The 19654-nt window shown below is 70.2% G+C and carries 14 protein-coding genes; 9 read left to right on the top strand and 5 right to left on the bottom strand.

What is annotated here, in order from left to right:
• Positions 1-125 precede the first annotated feature (125 nt).
• Together I3V78_RS30415 and I3V78_RS30410 are read left to right on the top strand one after the other, a co-directional pair.
• Positions 126-809 carry a GNAT family N-acetyltransferase gene (locus tag I3V78_RS30415; protein ID WP_204492876.1) on the top strand — a complete coding sequence of 228 codons (684 nt, stop codon included), beginning with the start codon at positions 126-128 and terminating at the stop codon, positions 807-809.
• A 202-nt stretch (positions 810-1011) separates the two neighbouring features.
• Entirely contained in the window at positions 1012-1602 is a 591-nt protein-coding gene (locus I3V78_RS30410) for a hypothetical protein (protein WP_204492871.1), read from the top strand.
• Between the two features lie 689 nt (positions 1603-2291).
• Here I3V78_RS30410 and I3V78_RS30405 read toward each other — a convergent pair.
• The 3 genes from I3V78_RS30405 to I3V78_RS30395 all read right to left on the bottom strand — a co-directional run bounded on the left by I3V78_RS30405 (position 2292) and on the right by I3V78_RS30395 (position 7913).
• On the bottom strand, positions 2292-5096 hold the full coding sequence (locus I3V78_RS30405) for a beta strand repeat-containing protein (RefSeq protein WP_204492868.1): 2805 nt from the start codon (positions 5094-5096) through the stop codon (positions 2292-2294).
• A gap of 253 nt (positions 5097-5349) precedes the next feature.
• Complete coding sequence (locus I3V78_RS30400) at positions 5350-5949, bottom strand: HmuY family protein (protein ID WP_204492866.1); 600 nt, start codon at positions 5947-5949, stop codon at positions 5350-5352.
• Positions 5949-7913, bottom strand: coding sequence for a TonB-dependent receptor domain-containing protein (locus tag I3V78_RS30395; protein WP_204492863.1), 1965 nt, complete (start codon positions 7911-7913; stop codon positions 5949-5951). The genes I3V78_RS30400 and I3V78_RS30395 overlap by 1 nt, the downstream gene beginning before the upstream one ends.
• 199 nt (positions 7914-8112) lie before the next feature.
• Between I3V78_RS30395 and I3V78_RS30390 the strand changes: the two genes are divergently transcribed.
• Positions 8113-9129 carry a UTP--glucose-1-phosphate uridylyltransferase gene (locus tag I3V78_RS30390; protein WP_239576769.1) on the top strand — a complete coding sequence of 339 codons (1017 nt, stop codon included), beginning with the start codon at positions 8113-8115 and terminating at the stop codon, positions 9127-9129.
• The gene (locus I3V78_RS30385; RefSeq protein ID WP_204492859.1) at positions 9126-10205 is read left to right on the top strand and encodes a M24 family metallopeptidase; all 1080 of its coding nucleotides are present in this window, start codon (positions 9126-9128) and stop codon (positions 10203-10205) included. The genes I3V78_RS30390 and I3V78_RS30385 overlap by 4 nt, the downstream gene beginning before the upstream one ends.
• Here I3V78_RS30385 and galK read toward each other — a convergent pair.
• Both galK and I3V78_RS30375 read right to left on the bottom strand, forming a co-directional pair.
• Complete coding sequence (galK, locus tag I3V78_RS30380; RefSeq protein WP_204492856.1) at positions 10202-11323, bottom strand: galactokinase; 1122 nt, start codon at positions 11321-11323, stop codon at positions 10202-10204. The genes I3V78_RS30385 and galK overlap by 4 nt on opposite strands.
• Positions 11324-11330: 7 nt before the next feature.
• Entirely contained in the window at positions 11331-12866 is a 1536-nt protein-coding gene (locus I3V78_RS30375; RefSeq protein WP_338023787.1) for a family 43 glycosylhydrolase, read from the bottom strand.
• A gap of 393 nt (positions 12867-13259) precedes the next feature.
• On the opposite strand from I3V78_RS30375, the gene I3V78_RS30370 reads away from it, so the two are divergent.
• The 5 genes from I3V78_RS30370 to I3V78_RS30350 are packed head-to-tail and all read left to right on the top strand — an operon-like array spanning position 13260 to position 19570.
• Positions 13260-15128: a family 43 glycosylhydrolase gene (locus I3V78_RS30370; RefSeq protein WP_204492852.1), complete on the top strand. Its 1869-nt coding sequence runs from the start codon at positions 13260-13262 to the stop codon at positions 15126-15128.
• A gap of 58 nt (positions 15129-15186) precedes the next feature.
• A complete protein-coding gene (locus I3V78_RS30365) occupies positions 15187-16167 on the top strand; it encodes an ABC transporter substrate-binding protein (protein ID WP_204492850.1) in 981 nt (326 codons plus the stop codon).
• Positions 16157-17641, top strand: a complete 1485-nt coding sequence (locus tag I3V78_RS30360) for an ATP-binding cassette domain-containing protein (RefSeq protein WP_204492848.1) — start codon at positions 16157-16159, stop codon at positions 17639-17641. The genes I3V78_RS30365 and I3V78_RS30360 overlap by 11 nt, the downstream gene beginning before the upstream one ends.
• Positions 17631-18611 (top strand): ABC transporter permease, encoded by a 981-nt coding sequence (locus I3V78_RS30355; protein ID WP_204492846.1) that lies wholly within the window; start codon positions 17631-17633, stop codon positions 18609-18611. The genes I3V78_RS30360 and I3V78_RS30355 overlap by 11 nt, the downstream gene beginning before the upstream one ends.
• Positions 18608-19570: an ABC transporter permease subunit gene (locus I3V78_RS30350; protein ID WP_204492844.1), complete on the top strand. Its 963-nt coding sequence runs from the start codon at positions 18608-18610 to the stop codon at positions 19568-19570. Before I3V78_RS30355 ends, I3V78_RS30350 begins: the two co-directional genes overlap by 4 nt.
• The last annotated feature ends 84 nt before the right edge of the window (positions 19571-19654 follow it).

Here is a 19654-nt window from a genome sequence, read left to right as displayed (position 1 = left end):
AAAGCAACCTCCTGCCGCCACCCATGGCCTGTCCACCAGTCCGCACAGCACGCGTCCTGGCGTCCGGGATGACTTGACGCAATGCGGCAACAGGCCCACCTTCTAGGCCCAACTGGAGGTCCCCGATGGCCACGTCTCGCCGTTTTCATGCGCAATACCAGGAACGGTTGATGCTGCTGGATGGCACGTGGGCGGAGGTGCGCATGGTGCGCCCCGAGGACGCGGCCCTCCTGAGCCGGGGGTTCGCCCGGCTGTCGTCGCGCTCGCGCTTCCAGCGCTTCCTGTCGGCCAAGTCCCGCCTGAGCGCGGAGGAACTGCGCTACCTGACGGAGGTGGACGGGGAGACGCACGTGGCGTTGGGGGCGGTGACGTGGAACGACGCGGGAGAGGAGGTGGGGCTGGGGGTGGCCCGCTTCATCCGCCTGGCGGAGACGCCCGAGGTGGCGGAGATGGCGCTCACCGTGGTGGACGACGCCCAGGGCAAGGGTCTGGGGCGCGTGCTGTTGGATCTCTTGGTGGAGGCGGCGCGCGAGCGGGACGTGGAGCGCTTCGAGGTGCGGGTGCTCGCGGGCAACGAGGCCATGTACCGGCTGCTCCAGACACTCGCGCCGTGCGAGCCCCGGGCCGAGGGCGAGTCGGTGTGCTTCAGCGTGCCACTGCACGCGGGGCTAGCGGGCGGCACGGAGCTGATGCGGCCGTTGCTGTCGCTCGCGGCCCAGGGGGCGCTCACGCTCATCGGCCCCACGTGCCGCCGCCGGCTGCGGCCGCTCGCGCCCGAGGGCCTGTTTCCCGAGGCCCGCGCGTCCTGAGCCTCTGATAGAATGGGGGCGCGAAGGAGGCGGATGTCGCGTGCCACATCGACTTGTCCCTCTTCTCCTCCTCTTGGGACTGGGTTGTGCGGGTGCCTCGCGGACACGAGGGGACGCGAGTCCTCGAGGCCCTTGGGCGAAGGTTCCCGCCGCTGAGTTGAGTGCCGGGGATGCCTCCATCCCCATTGGTTTGATTCGAGACGTGGCGGACGCGCTGCTCGAGCTTCCTGGTGCTCGTGTGTGCGACCCCGTCAATCAACAGCCCATCATGGGTTTGTCCCTGGAGTACTGCGCGACGGTCTACGTCGCCGGAACGCACGAGTCCCTGTCCTGGCGCGTGACCGAACCCGTCACGGGAAAACACGGGACGTGCAGGCCTTTTTTCGCCGTGGAAGATCAGGATCATCCCGCGTCCCATGTCTGGGTGGTGGGCTATATACACAACCACCCCTGCGGAAGCCCTCCGTCCTCGGGCGATCTTGGCACCTGGCCCACGGACGCCTTCGATCCCCACGTGGCCATGGCGGAGATTCGTCTGATTCCCGGGAACCCGGCTCCGGCGATACAGGGACGCATCGCCGTCGAAATGGCTTCGGCCGTGGTCGCGGAACGCGCGGACGGAACCCGTCTGTTTCTGCGCTACTTTCCCACGGGAGAAGTCCAGCAATGGAGTGATCGGCGAGGGGACTGGGTTCGCTTGGGCCACTGCGCGCCACGCGAACGCAGCAGTCGCTTCAGAACGCCTCGCTGTGACTCCGAGCCCCTGCGCTTGCTGGATGAGGAGTCGCCATGAGCCTCAACACGGAGACACGATGTGGATGACGTGAACCCATGGCGCACGCGTCCAAGGCGTCGTCGTCTGTTGTGGTTGCTCACGGCGTTCTCTCTGGAGAACGCCGGTTGTGCGTGGCTGGGCTTGACGCCGAAGCGGCACATCGCGTGGCCAGACCACTCATCGACCGAGCTCATCGGTGCGCCCATGGAAGCCGGAGCGGCGATCGCGGCGGGGGCGGCCGTTCGGGAGATGTTGCGCCAGAACGATGACCCGGGATTGTTCGAGGGATGCTCGAGTCCCGAGCAGGGCCTGGATGTCGCCGTCTTCAAGGAGTCGGGTTCGGGCCTGTACTTCGTGGTCTTGCACCAACGCTTCGACCGATGTGGAGGACCGGTCGGGCGCGTCCTCGATTGGTGGTACGAGTACGCGGTGACGGCCCAAGGTGAAGTCCTGGGTGAAGCGCCTCCCGAGGGCTGGACGGAACCTCCTCGGTCCTCGCCTGTGACCCCACCACCCGCGGTGGCACCCGGGACCAACACCCCAGCGTCCGACGCGCCCGGTTCCGAGGCCCACCCCGAAGAAGGCCCGCGCTGACGGAGAGGCCCGCGCGTCCTGAGAAAAGACGACGGCCCGGATGGGCCCTGCCTTGGGAGCAGGAGACCACCCGGGCCGCTGGGACCTCCGCGAGGCGCGGAAGGCCGGAACGACTAGTTGGGCGCCACCGCCACGCCGCGGAAGCCGAAGTTGGCCGCGGCCGTGTCCACCGTGGTCACGGTCGCGGTGGTCGTGCCGTCATCCACGTAGGTGACGAGCTTGTTGACGCTCACGCCCTTGAGGGTCGCCACCACGCGCACCGTCGTGCCGTCCACGAGCGCGGTGACGGCCACGGCGGGGCCCGGGTTGGTGACGGGCTGCGAGGTCCAGTTGCCCGAGCTGTTCTTGGTGTACTTGAACACGCCGCCGCTGTTGCCGTCGTCCGCGACGTACAGCGTGGAGTCGTTCAGGAAGAAGAACTGGTAGGGCGAGGTGATGGCCGAGCCGGCCACACCGGACAGCCCCGTGGCCGTCTGGCCCGAGGTCGTGGGCGTGCCCGTGCCCACCGCGGAGACCGTGATGAACGTGCCGCTGCCCGAGGTCAGGTACAGCTGGCCGTTGTAGATGGCGGTCACGCGCGAGTTGTTGGGGTTGGCGAGAATCTGCGTGGACGCTCCCGTGGAGCCCCCGGTGACGTAGTGGATGCCACCCACGCCCGTGGCGCCCGTGCCCGCGACCCAGTACGCCGTGCCGTCCACCGTGGTGGCCGAGCGCACGTTGCCGGTGCTGAACGCGGCGTTCAGGCTCGCGACGACCGAGCCGTTGCCCGTGGCGCCCACACGGCCCACCACGCGCGGGTTGACGCTGGAGGTCGTGCCCGCCACGCCGGCGGTGCCCGCCGCGGCGCTGTAGCCCGCGAGCACCACGTAGCGACCATCCACCGAGCGGCTCAGGAAGCCCTCGGAGCCGGAGGAACCGGCCAGGGTGAGCCCGGTCACCGGCACCGAGCCGATGCGCGTGCCGGAGATCACGTCATAGGTGTCGATGTTGACAGCGGCGGCGGCGCCGCCGGTGAGCGGCGTGGTGCCGTCACCCACACGCACCACGGACACGCGCGCGGGCGGCACCGTGCAGGTGACCGTCACGTTCGTCACGTTGGCGGAGGCGATGGTGCCCGAGCCGTTGCTCACCGCGCAGGTGAGGCCCGCGGGCTGGGTCTTCACGGCCACGGCGTAGGCCGCGCCGCTCGCCAGGCCCGTGGAGAAGGTGAAGGTCGTGCTGCCGCCCGTGACGGTCAGGTCGTTGCCGCCGTTGTTGGTGAGCACGAGCGTCTTGCCGCTCGACAGGCCCGTCACGGTGCCACCCACCGTGTAGAGGTTGGCGCAGGTGACGGCCACGTTGGTGACGTTCGCCGCCAGGCCGCTGCCCGTGCCGTTCTGCACCGTGCAGGACTGACCCGCGGGCTGCTCCGAGACGGTCACCGCGTAGCTGCCGCCCTCGGGCAGCGAGGTGGCGAAGGTGAACGCGCCGTTGGTCGTCAGGGTCAGCTCATCGCCGCCGTTGTTGCGCAGCTTCACGGTGCCACCGGTGCCCAGGCCGCTCAGGTTGCCGCCCACGGTGTAGGTGCTGGCCGAGCACACCACGCTCACGTTCGTCACGTCGCCAGCGCCCACCGTGCCCGTGCCGTTGGACACGCCGCACTGCTTGCCCGCGGGGGCCGTCTTCACCGTCACCGTGTAGGCCGCGCCCTGGTCCACCTTCTGGGCGAACTGGAAGGCGCCATTGGTGCTCACCGTCGTCTCCTGGGTGCCGTTGGCCAGCGTCACGGACTCACCCGCGCCGAGGCCGCTCACGCTGCCGCCCAGGGAGTACTGGTTGGTCACGCACGTCACCTTCACCGTCACGTTCGCCGTGCCGATGGGCGCGGCGGCCGCCTGCTCGGAGGTGCACGTCTGGGTGGCGGGCTGGGTGCCCACGGTGACGAAGTAGGTGCCGCCCTCGGTCACGCGGTTGTTGAAGGCCTTGGTCTCGTTGGTGGTGAAGGTCAGCGAGTCCGTGTCGTTGTTCTTGACGACCAGCGTGCCGACGAGGCCGCTCACCGTCACGTTCACCAGGTACGCGCGGGTGACGCACGCCACGGCCACGTTGGTGACGTTGGCGGAGCCCACCGTGCCGGTGCCGCGGGTGACGGTGCAGTCCTGGGCCGCGGGGGCCGTCTTCACCTTCACGTCGTACGCGGTGCCGGTCTCATAGCCGGTGGGGAAGGCGAACGAGGTGTTGGCCGAGGAGCCCGTGCCCGTGAGGGTCACCTCCTGCGTGCCGTTGCCGAGCACCAGCGTGCCGTTGAGCCCGCTCACCGTGCCGCCCACCGTGAACTTCGAGGTGTCGCAGTTGACGGTGACGCTCGTCACGTCCGCGCCGCCCATGATGCCCTCACCGCCGGACACCGTGCAGCGCTGCGCGGGGCCCGTGGGCTGGGTGGACACGGTGACGGCGTACGCCACACCGGTCTCCAGGGGCGTGGCGAACTGGAAGGCCCCATTGGCCGCCACGTTCAGCGTCTCCGTCCCGTTCTTCAGCTTGAGGCCCGTGCCCACCAGGCCCGTCACGGTGCCGCCCACCTTGAAGGCCGCCGTGCCGCACGTCACGGTGACGTCCGTCACGTTCGCGCTGCCGAGCGTGCCCGAGCCATTGGTCACGGTACACGCCTGGGGCGGCTCCGAGGGCTGGGTCTCTACCGAGACCGCGTAGGCGGTGCCGGCAACTGCCTTGCGCGCGAAGGTGAAGGAGCCGTCGTTGGGCACGCCCAGCGTCTCATCGCCATAGCGCAGCACCAGTCCGCTGCCCTTGAGGCCCGTCACGGTGCCGCCCACCGTGTACTCCGTGACTCCCGGTTGCGGTTTCTCCTCTGGATCGCCGCAGCGCGCGAGCGCCAGGGGCAGAAGAAGCGTCATCACCAGTCGGAAGGACATTCGCATGGGCAGGCCCTGGGTGGGGCGCACCGGCGCACGGCCTCCAGCCTCGGGGCCGCTTCCGGTACGTGCTCCCGACATGGGAGCCTCTGCCGTCTATCGCGCCCGCCGGGGTCGTGCACGGGGGTTGTGTGACAGTTCGGCTTCATTTTTCCGGGACAAACGGCATACCCAGAACAGACGGTCCGCTCTGTCGGGAGTGGCCTCTTTTCCGAGGAGGAGCGGTGGGGCGAGCCCTCGGTGGAAGGCCCGCCGCGGCTCAGGGCGCGGCCACCGCCTGGTATTGGAACGACAGCCGCGCCGGCGTGCCCGCGCTGTCGTAATACGAGCGCATCTTGAGCTTGAAGTAGCGCCCCTGGCTGCTGCGCACCACGTACAGCAGGGACTCGCGCGGCTGCAGCTGGTGCTTCACCAGATCATAGTTGTACCAGCCACCTTGTACGCCATTGAAGACCGTCTCCGAGGCGTCCTGCTGGTAGCCGCTCGCGGGCGCGGTGGTGAGCCCGTCCCAGTCGCCGCTGGTGAGCACCGCCACGTGCACCTCGCCCGTGGGATTGCCGCCGCCCCCATTGGTGGTGATGGTGAAGCGCTGGAACGCCAGGTCCCACCCGTTGGTGTCCAGGGCCTCGTCGGTCTTCATCTCCCGGCCCTCGTCGAGGTCGACGTACACCGTGCCCGTCTTGCTCGTCGCGTCGACGATCACGTCGGCCCCGCCCTCGGGCCGGGGGGTGACCTCGACGAGGGGGCCCGCGGAGGTCTGCCCGTCGAAGGGGTAGTCCTCGCGCAGGTCCGGCGCGCAGCCCACCGCGCTCCCTATCAGCACGAGCCCCAGCCACGGCCTCGGGTCATGTCGCCGCATCAGTAATCCCATTGGATGCCGCCCAGGACGCCTCGGGGCGGGCGGGGGTTGAACTGCTGATCGCCCGCGTTGAGCAGGTTGTACCCGTTGACGAACAGCTCGATTCCCGAGCGGGGGAAGCGGTACGTCACCTGGGCCTCCAGGTCCACGTAGGCCGGCGCACCGCTCGCCGTGTCCTCGCCGGAGCCGAGCACGTTGGCGAAGCCTCCTCCCACGCCGAGGTAGTAGACGCGGCGGCTCACCCACGAGCCGCGCACCACGGCCTCCAGGTTCCACGGCCGGTAGCGCGTGGTGAGCTGCGTGTTGACGCGGTGGCGCGAGCGGCCCTCCAGCGGCCGATCCCGGGTGAGATCCCGCGCGTCGATGAACATGTACGCCAGGTCCAGGTACGTCGCGCGCACGGGCAGCTTGACGCGGCCGTTGAGCTCCACGCCCTGGGTGTAGGCGCGCGCCACGTTCTCGTAGTTGAACGTCACCGGGTCATCCGGGTTGGGCACGCCGCTGGCGGTGACGTTGATGAGATCCCTCAGCCGGGTGTGGAAGGCGCTCGCGGAGAACAACCAGCCCGGCAGGGGCGGGGGGCGCCAGTCCACGCCGACGTTCACCGCCGCGGAGTGCTCGGCGGTGAGGGCGGGGTTGCCCGTCACCACGTAGCCGATGCCCGCGTTGGCGAAGCGCAGGTACAGCTCCTGGAAGGACGGCGGCCGGAAGCCGAGTCCCGCCGAGGCGCGCACGGTGAGCGCGGGCGTGGGGTCCAGCTTGATCGCGAGCCGGGGGGAGGGGGCGCCGCCGAACTGCGAGTCCAGGTCGAAGCGCAGGCCGGGCGCCACCTTGAGCCGCGGGCCTCCCCCGGTGCCCGGCAGCACGTCCCACTCGTCCTGGAGGAACACGCCCCCGCGCAGGCGCGACACGGGGCTGAGCGCCAGGCGCTGGGAGTCGAGCCGCTCGGCGAGCAATTCCACGCCGCCGGTGAGGGCGTGGGCGCCGAGGCGATGGTCGCCCTGCACCAGGCCCTCGTAGAGCCGGGTGATGTTGTGCGAGTAGTCGTCGAGCGCCCGCGAGCCGCGCTGGTCCTGTAAGAGCTGCTCGTTGAACAGGCCGAAGTGGCCCCGCACGAGCAGGGACGGGCCGCGCTCGAGCTGGTGCCGGCCGCTCAGCGACACGTCCACCTGCTCCTGCCGCTGCCGCCGGTCCAGCACGGCGCCCGAGGGGTTGAGGTCCACGGCGTTCTCGTCCCGCCGGGTGTAGTTCGCGCGCAGGGCCACCCGCGTGCGCTCCTCGGGCGCATAGGCGAGCGACACGTCGCCGTCGAAGCGCTGGAGCCCCGCGCCGCTCGTGGCCGCGTCCGCGGGCTGCCAGTCGTAGGGGTCGCGTCGGCGGAAACCACCGCCCACCCGCAGCTCCAGGGGCCCCTGTTTGGTGCCCGCGTTGGCGCGTGCATCGGCCTCCAACAGCGTGCCGAACAGGCCTCGGCCCCCCAGCTCCAGGGGCTTCTGGACGCGCCGGGTGATGAGGTTCACCACTCCGCCGATCGCATCCGCGCCATAGAGCGCCGCGGCCGGACCCTTGACGATCTCCACCCGCTCCACCTCGCGCAGGCTGAAGCGTCCCAGGTCGAGCGTGGTGCCCACCCGTCCGCCCACTCGCTCCCCATCGACGAGCACGAGCACGTACTCAGGATCCAATCCCTGCAGTCGCAGGCCCACGCCCCGGAAGGTATAGACGAGCTCCACGCCAGGGTGCTGCTGGAGCAACTGTCCAAGATCCCGCACACCGATCGCCTCGATCTGCTCCCGGGTGATGACCTCGGTGGCCACCACCACGTCCTCCAGCTTGCGCTCGGCGCGCGACGCGGTGACCACCGTCTGCTGGCGTCGATCCGGCTCGTCGGGCGGGGTCGGACCGGGGGCGGGCTCGGGAGGCGTCTGACTCGTCAGGAATGCGGCCAGCAGGGAAATGAGCACGGCGGCATCTCTGCCCGGGATGCCGCGGACCGTCAATGGAACGCCATTGCCCCTTGCAGTTCCACGGCTTAAGTACAGGACGGCCATGACCGACACGTCCCAAGGTTTCGACCCGAAGCAGTTTGAAGCACTGGTGGCTCAGGTCCGACAGGAGCTCCAGGGCGCTGGCGCGTCCCCCTCCGCGGCGGATCATCGCCCGTTGGATCCTTCCGACATCGAGGCGGTGCCCGCGCCCGGCACGCCGCTGTACGACGAGTGCCACCGGCTGGGCTCCGAGGCGCTCCGGCGGGGCGAGGTCTCCATGCTCATCCTCGTGGGCGGCGCGGGCACGCGCTTCGGCGGCGCCGTCAAGGCACTGGCCCCGCTGCTCGGCGAGCGCACCTTCCTGGAGCTGCGCCTGGAGGACATCCGCGGGGTGGCCCAGCGCCACGGCGCCTCGGTGCCCGTGGTGCTCATGACCTCGCCGCTCACGCACGAGGGCATCGAGGCCTACGTGAAGCCCCGGGGACTCGGGGAGGACGTCTTCCTGTTCGAGCAGCGCATGCTCCCCCGGCTCACGCCCAACTGGGAGCTGTTCCGGGACGCCCAGGGGGAGCTGTCCTTCGCGCCCTCGGGCCACGGGGACTTCTTCCGGGCCCTGCGCGAGAGCGGCACCGGGGACATCCTCCGTAAGCGCGGCGTGCGCCACCTGTTCTTCTCCAACGTGGACAACATGGGCGCCACGTTGGATCCCATCATCATCGGGCTGCACATCAAGCTCGGCCGCGAGATGACGATCGAGGTGACGCCGCGCGCGAACCAGAATGGCACGCTCGACGTGGGCGCGGCCCCGGTGCGCATCGGCGGCCACCCCCAGCTCGTGGAGCACGTGGACTCCACCAAGCACCGGCTCATCAACACCAACAACATCGCCTTCTCGCTGCCGGCCATCCTCGACCGGCGGATCGACGTGCCCTACCGCGTGGCGAAGAAGAAGGTGGACGGGCACGAGGTCATCCAGCTGGAGCAGATCACCAGCGAGGCCAGCGCCGTCATGGGCCCCGACAAGAAGGCCGTGCTGTCCGTGGCCTTCATCGAGGTGCCGCGCGACAACCCCGTCACCTCGCGCTTCGAGCCGGTGAAGGCGCCCGAGGACCTGTCCTACGTGGTGCCCCGGCTGCAGCGGCGCATGGAAGCGGCGGCCCGGGACGCGAAGAAGGACGGGGGTGCGCCGTGAGCGAGCTGGACGTGAAGCTGGCGCGCGTGCGCGACGTGCTGGTGAAGCAGGGGCTGGGCGCGGTGCGGCTGCGGGGCGTGGACTGGTTCGGCTGGGCCACCTGCGGCGGCTCCAACGTCGTGCTGCTCACCACCGACGTGGGCGTGGCCGAGGTGCTCATCACCCGGGACGACGCCTGGGTGCTCACCGACGCCATCGAGGCGGCGCGGCTCGAGGAGGAAGAGGTGCCCGCGGGCCTGAAGATCTGGTCCGCGCCGTGGACGGACAAGGCCGCGCGCGAGTCCTTCGTGGAATCGCGCCGCGCGGGCGCGCCCGTGGCCTCCGATCGGCCCACGCGGGGCGAGCAGGCCCTGCCAGCGGAGCTGGTCTCCCTGCGCTGGTCGCTCATGCCCGAGGAGCTGGAGCGCTACCGGACGCTCGGGCGGGACGCGGCGGAGGCGATGACCGAGGTGCTGCTGGCGGCCAAACCCGAGTGGACGGGCTGGGAGCTCGCGGGCGCGGGCGCCGAGGCGCTCTGGGCCCGGGGCATCCACCCGGCGCTGACCCTGGTGGGCGAGGAGCGCCGACTGCCCGTGCACCGCCATGCCACCGCGAGCCACGAGAAGCTGGGCGCGCGCGCGATGCTCGTCTTCTGCGGCCGCCGCCACGGGCTGTTCGCCAACCTCACGCGCTTCGTCTACTTCCGCGCGCCCACGCCCGTGGAGCGGCTCCTGGTGGCGGACGTGGCACGGGTGGAGGCCGCGGCCTTCCAGGCCTCACGGCCGGGCGCGGCGATCTCGGACGTGTACACGGCCATCGTGAAGGCCTACGCGGACGTGGGCCGCAAGGGCGCGGAGGCGTTCCACCACCAGGGCGGCCCCTGTGGCTACCTGTCCCGGGACGCCATCGCGGGACCGGACGTGCCGGGCGTGCTCCAGCCGAACAACGCCGTGGCGTGGAACCCGTCCCTGCCGGGCGCGAAGATCGAGGACACCGTCGTCGTCACCGACGCCGGGGCGGAGATCCTCACGGTGGACCCGCGCTGGCCCACCGTGAGCATCGAGGGCCGTCTCCGGCCCGACCTGCTGGTGCGCTAGGCCCCGGTGGGCTGGGGCAGGAGGATCGTCGGGCGCTGGCCGGAACGGGCCGCGTAGCGCTCGCAGATCCTCCGCGCCACGGCGGCGCCGGTGCCGTCCCGCGCGAGCATCACCACCGAGCCGCCGAACCCGCCACCCGTGAGGCGCGCGCCGTGGACGTCCGCGTCCTCGCGCGCCAGGTCCACGAGCAGATCGATCTCGGGGACGGACACCTCGTAGTCCAGGCGCTGCGAGTCGTGCGAGGCGTAGAAGAGCTGCCCGAGCCGCTTCACGTCACCCGAACGCAGCGCCTGCACGGTGGCCAGCACGCGCGCGTTCTCCGTCACGACGTGCCGGGCGCGCCGACCCAACGGATCCGGCAGCGACTCCGTGCGGGCGAGCTCCGACTCGGGCAGATCGCGCAACTCCTTGATGCCGAGCAGGGCACAGGCTTTCTCGCACTCGGCGCGGCGCACGCGGTAGTCGCCCGAGGAGTGGTTGTGCGCGACGCCCGAGTTGATGATGACCACGTCCACGCCGGGCGGCAGGGGCACCCGCTCGAGGTTCATGCTCCGCGTGTCCAGGAAGAGCGCCTCGCCGAGCCCCGCCATGCTGGCGGCCATGGGGTCCATCACGCCCACCGGCGCGCCCACGAAGTCCGTCTCCACGCGCTGGCCGAGCAGCCCGAGTTGGACGTCGTCCAGGGGCAGCGAGAAGGCGGTGCGCAGCGCGCGCAGCAGCGCCACGTCCAGCGAGGCGCTCGAGGACAGCCCGCTGCCGAGCGGCACCTCGCTGGACAGGCGCACGTCGACGCCCGAGAGCCGATGGCCCTCGCGCTGGAGCACGAAGGTGACTCCCTGCACGTAGTCGAGCCAGCCCTGGCCGGTGGCCTCCTGGCCCAGGGTGTACTCGGAGGGGGCCCCACCCTGGCTCTTGTTGGCGCTGAAGACGCGCACGCGCGTGTCGTCGCGCCGGCGCAACTCGACGTGGGTCCGCTGGGGAATGGCCATCGGCAGCACGAAGCCGCCGTTGTAGTCGGTGTGCTCGCCGATGAGGTTCACCCGCCCGGGGGCGTGCACGACGACCTGGGCGGGGTGTCCGAACAACTCGGCGAAGGAGGGGTTCACATCAGGCTTCATCGGTGTCTCATTCCGGGGTGATGCGCAGCGAGTCGAAACGGGCGGAGGCCTGGGCGGCGCCTCCCACGGTGAGGCCCACGCGGATGCCGCGATCCCACGGCGGCAGCACGTCGCCGTTCTGCTCGGGTCCCACGTCCAGCCACGAGGTGCCGTCCGTGCTGATCGCGAAGCGGTACAGGCGCCCGGACTTCGCCGTCATGCGCAGCAGGTAGGTGCCGTCCGCGGACGCGGGCGCCGCGACGGAGGCCAGCGTCTCCTGCTTGCCGCCCTGACGGCGCCAGAGCACCACCTGGTCACCCTGGAGGCCCAGGCCCACGGCGTTCTCCTCGTCGCCCACCGCCGAGAGGCCCACGAGGGCGCCCGCGGCCAGGCCCGTCACGTCCACCCGGGTCTCGGCCGTATAGGTCCCCGAGGGCGTCGCGCGCGCGAGCAGTCCGCCCAGCGGATGGGCGGTCCGGGCCGCCTCGGGCGCCAGCGTCAGGTGGCCGTCGGCGAGGGAGAAGCGCGGCTTGTACTTGTTGGGCCACTGCCAGCCCGGCGCGAGGGCAGGGGAGGAGAAGGTCTCCACGACGGGCGGAGGCGTGGCCAACACCTTGCCGCCCGTGCCCCGGCGCCCGTTGATGCTCGGCCAGCCGTCCTCGCCCCAGGTGATCACGTCCAGCACGCCCTGCCGACCGACGTACACGGAGTCCGTGGTGCGGTAGGCGTGGTAGAGCAGGTAGTCGCGGCCGTGCGTGTCCGTCACGATGCTGCCGTGGCCAGGGCAGCGGAAGTCCGCGTTGCTCTTCACGATGGGATTGAGCGGATTCTTCTCCCAGTCACCCCGGAGCGTGCGGGAGCGGGCCACGCCCGCGCCGTAATTGCAGTTGACGCCACAGCAACCGCTGCCCGCGTAGAAGAGATAGAACCAGCCGTTGCGCCGGACGAGGTGGGCCCCCTCGACGAGCTGTCCTTCCCAGGGCACGTCATTCAGGAGGATCTGCGTGCGCTCGCCGGTGAGCTTGTAGCCCGCGCCGTCCTCCGTCATCTCCTGCGCCCAGAGGGGGGTGGGCAGGTCGCGGCTGTTGCCATCCAGCTTCCACACGAGCACGAGCCGATCGTTCTCGTCGCGGATCATCGCGCCGTCGATGGAGCCGAGCTCCTCGCACACGAGCGGCCCATGGTCGGTGTACGGCCCCTGGACCTGGGTGGCGGTGGCCACGGCGACACACAGCGGGCCGCCCTTCTTCCGGGCCGTGTAGAGGACGTAGTAGCGGCCCCGATCCTCCGCCAGCTCCGGCGCCCAGTAGTTGCCCTCGGCCCACGAGGGGGCCTCCGGGAAGATGGAGCCCACCTGCTCCCAACGCAGCAGATCCGGCGAGCGCATCAGCGGGTAGTGGGGCGCCCACTCGGACGAGGTCGCCGTGGCCCAATACTCCGTGCCCACCTTGATGACGGAGGGGTCGGCGAAGTCGCCGGGGATCACGGGGTTGGTCACCTCCAGGGGCGGGATGGCCGGAGGCGGCACGGGCGGCGGCGGTTCGATGGGGGGGGCCGGCTCCACGGGCACTTCGGGAGCGGGGAGGGGCTTGTCCTGCGTGCAGCCCGACTGGCAGAGCACTGCGAGTGTGGCCCATGAGAGAAGTGCCGCGGAACGGAGTCCACCGCGTGTGCGCATGTCGAATGTCCTTGGGGAGGGGCGGCAGACTATGGCGCGCGGATCTGGCCGGTCAATGATTGACGCAATGCATTGTCAGCGGCCAACAGACGTGGATCACCATGATCAGACAGCCACGGACTTTCTTGACACGTCCACCTCGCGTGTATCTGATGCCCGCGCCTCCTGCATGGCGTCCGTCCCGACGCCGCCCGAGCGCCCCACGTCGTCGTTCATCCATCTGAAAAGGGAGCAGTCGTCATGCGGAGAGGTCGGTCCTCGTGCTGGATCTCGTGTTCCTTGGGGAGCCTGCTCTGCCTGATGGCGGGCCTGTCGCTGTCGGCGTGTCGTAACGAGCCGCCCGCGCCGCCCGTCATCGAGGAGCCGGCCCCCGCTCCCACGCCCGAGCCCGAGCCGCCGCCTCCCCCCGCGCCCACGCCGGTGGCCGGAGACTTCACCAATCCCCTGCGGCTTTCCCTCGCGGACGGGGGCCGGGTGGACAACTGCCCGGACCCGACGATCCTCCAGGGGCAGGGGGCGGACACCGCCTGGTATCTGTTCTGTGCGCCCGCCCCGTGGAACGACGAGGACCGAGAGGTGTCGCGGGAGTACAGACAACACCTGTTTTCCATTCACAAATCAGCGGACCTCGTCGCCTGGACGTATGTCGGGGATGCCCTGACGGCGCGGCCCTCGTGGGCGAATCCCACGTCCGGTCTGCGGTCGCCGGAGCTCGCCTACTTCAATCACAAATATCATCTCTATTTCACCGTCCTGGAAACCCAGACGGGTGGCAGCGCCATCGGGGTCGCCACCAGTGACAGCCCGGCGGGCCCTTGGACCGTCTCGGAGCGGCCGGTGGTGGAGCCGCACGAGGCGCCCTGCTGTGGCAACTCGCGGCGGTGGACGTATGATCCGGAGATCCTCCTCGCCGAGGATGGCCGGAAGTATATCTATTACGGGAGCTTCTACGGCGGCCTCTCGGTGCGCGAGCTCTCGGCGGATGGCCTCGCCTCGGACCCCTTCACCCAGGTGGAGGTCACCGTGGCCAACCGGTACGAGGCGCCGCTCGTGCTCCAGCACGAGGGCTACTACTACCTGCTGGCCGTCGCGGCGAGTGGGGTGTGCTGCAATGGCGCCCTGACGGGCTCCAGTGTCTTCGCGGGCCGCTCCAAGAGCCCGATGGGCCCCTTCGTGGATCGGGATGGGGTTCGCCTCACCCTCAACCGGGTGGGCGGCACGCCCGTGCTCGGCGCCAATGGCAATGCATGGGTGGGCACGGGCCACCCCACGGCGTTCACCGACATGGGAGGACAGGATTGGATCGTCTATCCCGCGCTCGACCGGAACGCGCCCTACCTGGCGCCCGCGCCCAATGGCGACCTGCCGCCCAAGCGGCAACTGTTGATGGACGCGCTGGACTGGGTGGACGGCTGGCCCGTGGCGCGGGGCGGGCAGGGCCCCTCGGATACGGCGCAGCCGGCTCCGGCGGCCCGGGCCGGTGAGAAGAGCCGCTACCCGTCCGCCGCCGCCGCGGTGCGGGACGTGCCGGGCACGCTCCTGGGCGCGGACGAGTTCAACGGCGGCGCGGTGGGCGCGGAGTGGTCCTGGACGCGCGGCGGCTCGGCGTCCTACGAGGTGCGCGACGGGGTGCTGCGCTTCGCCACGCAGGACGCGGATCTCCACGAGAACAACAACAGCGCGTCCGTGCTGTGGCGGCCCGCGCCCGCGGGGGACTTCCTCGTCGAGACCAAGATGAGCTTCGACCTGCCGCCGGTGAGCTGCTGCCACAATTACGTGCAGGCGGGCGTGCTCATCCAGTCGGATGACGACAACTACGTGCGGCTCATGCAGGTGTCCTTCTGGGAGACGCGGCAGATCGTCTTCGCCAAGGAGGTGGGCCCCGCGGTGCCCGCGCGCCACCCCCGCTACGGCGAGACGTTCGGCGGCCCCGCGGACGAGACCGTGTGGCTGCGCATCGTGCGGCGCGCGCGGGGCGCCGAGCAGACGTACACGGCGTACTCCAGCCGGGATGGCGTCCTCTGGAGCCAGGGCGCCACCTGGACCCATGCCCTGGGCACCAACGCCCGCGTGGGCCTGGTGTCCCTGGGGGGCAGGGGCTTCAGCGCCCGGTTCGACTACGTGCGCCTCCACGCCGTCTCCCCCTGAGTCCGGCGCTGCTTCTTTTGTCTTGAGTGAACTCGATGTTCGTCGTCTGGAGATACGCATGAAATGGATGTGGATGGTCGCGCTGGTCGCTTTGGTGGGCTGTAAGTCCGAGAACAAGGCCCCGGCCTCCGCCGAGGCGGGCGCGCCCGGTGCCCCCGCCGCGCAGAAGAAGCTGTCCGTGGGTTTCTCCCAGGTGGGCGCCGAGAGCGCCTGGCGCACCGCCGAGACCCAGTCCATCCGCGGCGAGGCGGAGAAGCGCGGCGTGGACCTCAAGTTCGCCGACGCCCAGGGCAAGCAGGCCCAGCAGATCCAGGCCCTCACGTCCTTCATCGCGCAGAAGGTGGACGCCATCGTGCTCGCGCCGGTGGTGGAGACGGGCTGGGACGTGGTCCTGAGCCAGGCCAAGCAGGCCAACATCCCCGTCATCCTCGTGGACCGGGGCATCAAGGTGACCGACGACAGCCTCTACACCACGCTCATCGCCAGTGACTTCGTGGAGGAGGGCCGCATGGCGGCCGAGTGGCTGGCCAAGCAGACCAACGGCAAGGCCAATGTCTACGAGCTGCAGGGCACCACCGGCGCCGCCCCGGCCATCGACCGCAAGAAGGGTTTCGAGGAGGTGCTGGCGAAGTACCCGGAGCTGAAGATCGTCAAGAGCCAGAGCGCCGACTTCACCCGCGCCAAGGGCAAGGAGGTCATGGAGGCCTTCATCAAGTCCGACGGTCAGCAGATCCAGGCCGTCTACGCGCACAACGACGACATGGCCCTGGGCGCCATCCAGGCCCTGGAAGAGGCGGGCATGAAGCCGGGCGAGGGCGTCACCGTCATCTCCGTGGACGGCGTCAAGGGCGCCTTCGAGGCCATGGTCGCCGGCAAGCTCAACGCCACGGTGGAGTGCAACCCGCTCATGGGTCCGCTCGTCTTCGACACCATCACCAAGGTGCGCTCGGGTGAGAAGGTCGAGAAGTTCATCAAGAACACCGACCGTCTCTTCGAGAAGACGAACGCGGCGCAGGTCATCGGTTCGCGTGAGTACTGAGCCCGTCCTCATTGCTCGCGGGGTGCAGAAGCGGTTTCCCGGGGTCCACGCGCTGACGGGCGTGGACCTCGAGGTCCGGCCGGGTGAAGTGCACGCCCTGATGGGTCAGAATGGCGCCGGCAAGTCGACGCTCATCAAGATCCTCACGGGCGTGTACGCGCGGGATGGAGGCACGCTGACCCTCGAGGGTCGCGACTTCCATCCCTCCTCCCCGGGGGATGCCCAGGACAAGGGCATCAGCACCATCTACCAGGAGCTCAGCCTCATCCCCACCCTCACCGTGGCGGAGAACCTGTTCCTGGGCCGTGCGCCGCGCCGGTGGTTCGGGCTCGACTGGCGCGCCATGCGCCGGCAGGCCGAGGAGTTGCTGGCCACCTTCGATCTGCGCATCGACGTGACCCAGCCCCTGGGCAGCCTGTCGGCCGCCGTGCAGCAACTGGTGGCGATCGCCCGCGCGGTCCACACCCAGGCCCGCGTGCTCATCATGGACGAGCCCACCTCCAGTCTCGACAGCCACGAGACGGAGGTGCTGCTCGACACCATCGTGCGGCTCAAGTCCCGGGGCCTGGGCATCGTGTTCGTCACCCACTTCCTGGATCAGGTCTACCGCGTCAGTGATCGCATCACCGTGCTGCGCAACGGCGCCCATGTGGGCACGTACGAGGCCTCCCAGCTGTCGCGGCTGGACCTGGTCTCGCACATGCTCGGCCGGGTGCCGGACGAGGTGGAGCCCGTGTTGCGCGAGCACTCGGACGTGCCCCGGCCGGTGCTCTTCTCCGTCCAGGCCCTGGAGCGGCGCGGCGTGCCCGCGTTCGACCTGACGCTGCACGCCGGAGAGGTCGTCGGCTTCGCGGGCCTGCTCGGCTCGGGCCGCACGGAGGCGGCGCGGCTGCTCTTCGGCGCGGACCATGCCCGGAGCGGCACGCTCAATGGCGCGGCGCCCAAGCATCCCCGTCAGGCCATCGCCGCGGGCATGGCGTTCTGTCCCGAGGATCGCAAGGCGGAGGGCATCTTCCCGGAGCTGTCCGTGCGCGAGAACATCGCGCTGGTGGTGCAGCGCCGGTGGGGCTTCTTGCTGTCGCGCTCGCGCCAGGAAGCGCTCGCCCAGGAGTTCGTGACGAAGCTGGGCATCAAGACGCCCTCGGTCGAGCAGCCCATCCGCCTGCTCAGCGGTGGCAACCAGCAGAAGGTCATCCTCTCGCGGTGGCTCGCCTACGAGCCGCGCCTGCTCATCCTGGACGAGCCCACGCGGGGCATCGACGTGGGGGCCAAGGGGGAGATCGAGCGGCTCATCCACCAGCTCTCGGCCCGGGGCCTCGCGGTCCTCTTCATCTCGGCCGCGCTGGAGGAGGTGCTGCGCCTGTCCCACCGCATCGCCGTGTTCCGGGATCGCAAGAAGGTGGGGGAGCTGTCCCAGACAACGCTTCCGGAGGTCATGAAGGTGATTGCCAGCGAGGACGGCCATGCGCCCTAGGAACTTCTGGCCCTGGGTGGCGCTGGGCGCGCTGCTCGTCTTCAACCTGGTGTTCACCCAGGGCTTCGCACGGCTCGAGTTCCGCGAGGGTCGGCTCTTCGGCACGCTGGTGGACATCTTCCAGAACGGCGCGCCCGTCATGCTGCTGGCGGTGGGCATGACGCTCGTCATCGCCCTGGGCGGCATCGATCTCTCCGTGGGCTCGGTGATGGCGCTGTCGGGCGCGGTCGCGGCGCTCTTGATGACGGAGCACGCGCAACCGGTCCCCCTGGCCGTGGCGGGCGCGCTGGCGGTGGCGCTCGGGGCGGGGGCCCTCAACGGGGTGCTCGTCACCCATGGGGGCATCCAACCCATCATCGTGACGCTGGTGATGCTCGTGATGGGGCGGGGCGTGGCGCAGACGCTCACCCATGACCAGAAGGTCCGCTTCGAGGTGCCCGCCTTCGAGTTCATCGGCAACGGGACGGTGGCGGGTCTGCCCTTTCCGGTGCTGCTGGTGGCGGCGGTGGCCCTGACGGTGGGCCTGCTCCTGCGCAACACGGCGACGGGCCTGTACCTGGAGGCCATGGGGAGCAACCCCCGGGCGGCCCGGCTCAGTGGCCTGCGGGTGCACGTCATCCAGATCCTCGCCTTCATGGCCTCGGGGCTGTGCGCGGGGCTCGCGGGCCTCATCGCCGCGGCGGACATCAAGGAAGCGGACGTGGCCAACGCCGGGCTCTACCTGGAACTGGACGCCATCCTCGCCGTGGTGCTCGGGGGCACGAGCCTCACGGGCGGTCGGGCCAACCTGGTGGGCTCGCTCATTGGCGCCACCTTCATCCAGACGCTCACCACCATGCTGCAGATGCGCGGCGTCATCACCGAGCACACGCTCATCATCAAGGCGCTCGTGGCGCTCTCGGTGTGCTTCATGCAGACGCCCGCGTTCGAGCGGTGGACCCGGCGGCTGCGCTCCGCGGAGGCCGCGTGAACTTCCTGCGCAAGCACGTCACCGTCCTGGCTGGAGCACTCGTCTACGTGCTGCTCTACGCCCTCGCCTCCGTGCGCTACGACGGCTTCTTCTCGCTGCCGGTCTTCATCAACTTCCTGTCCAACAACGCGGTGCTGGGCATCGTCGCGGTGGGCATGACGTTCGTCATCCTCTCGGGCGGAATCGACCTGTCCGTGGGCGCCGTCATGTCCTTTTCCAGCGTGCTCATCGGCGTGCTCATCATGGAGCATGGCTGGAGCGTCCCCGCGGCCATCGCGGCGTCGCTCGTGTGTGGCGTCACGCTGGGGGCGCTGATGGGGGCCATCATCCACACGACGGGCATCAAGCCCTTCATCGTCACGCTGGCGGGCATGTTCTTCGTGCGGGGGCTCGCCTTCCTCATCCACCTGGAGTCCATCGGCATCTCCCAGGCGAGCCACACGGCGCTGGCGATGGCCCGGGTGGGCCCGCTGCCCCTCACCGCCGTGCTGTTCCTCGGCTTCGTCGCCGTGGGGTGGTACGTGGCGGTGTTCACCCCCTTCGGCCGCAACGTGTACGCGCTGGGGGGAGGGGAGGAGGCCGCGCTGCTCATGGGCTTGCCGGTGCGGCGCACGCGGATCGCCGTCTACGCGGTGAGCGGCTTCTGCGCGTCCTTCGCCGGGGCGGCGCTGACCTTCTACCTGTCGAGCGGCAGCCACCTGGAGGGCGTGGGCATGGAGCTGGATGCCATCGCCACGGTGGTGATTGGCGGCACGCTGCTCGCGGGCGGCGTGGGCTCGGTGTTCGGCACGCTCGTGGGCGTGTTGATGCTGGGGCTCATCCTCACGTCCATCACCACCTACGAGGGCATGATGAGCTCGGGGCTGACCCGGGTGGCCATCGGCGCGATGCTGCTCGCGTTCGTGCTCTTGCAGAAGGTGCTCACGCGCCGGGTGGCGGGCGTGGGCCGCGCCACCTGAGCGGCGCGGGGGCGGGCCCCGCACGCACCGAGGGCCCGCGGTCCGGGAGAACGTCCCCGGCCCGCGGGCCCTCGGTGTTTCAAC

This window comes from Archangium primigenium (assembly GCF_016904885.1).
GTDB classification, from domain to species: domain Bacteria; phylum Myxococcota; class Myxococcia; order Myxococcales; family Myxococcaceae; genus Cystobacter; species Cystobacter primigenius.
Note: the sequence above shows the minus strand (reverse complement) of the source record. Positions and strands in the feature narration are given on the sequence as shown.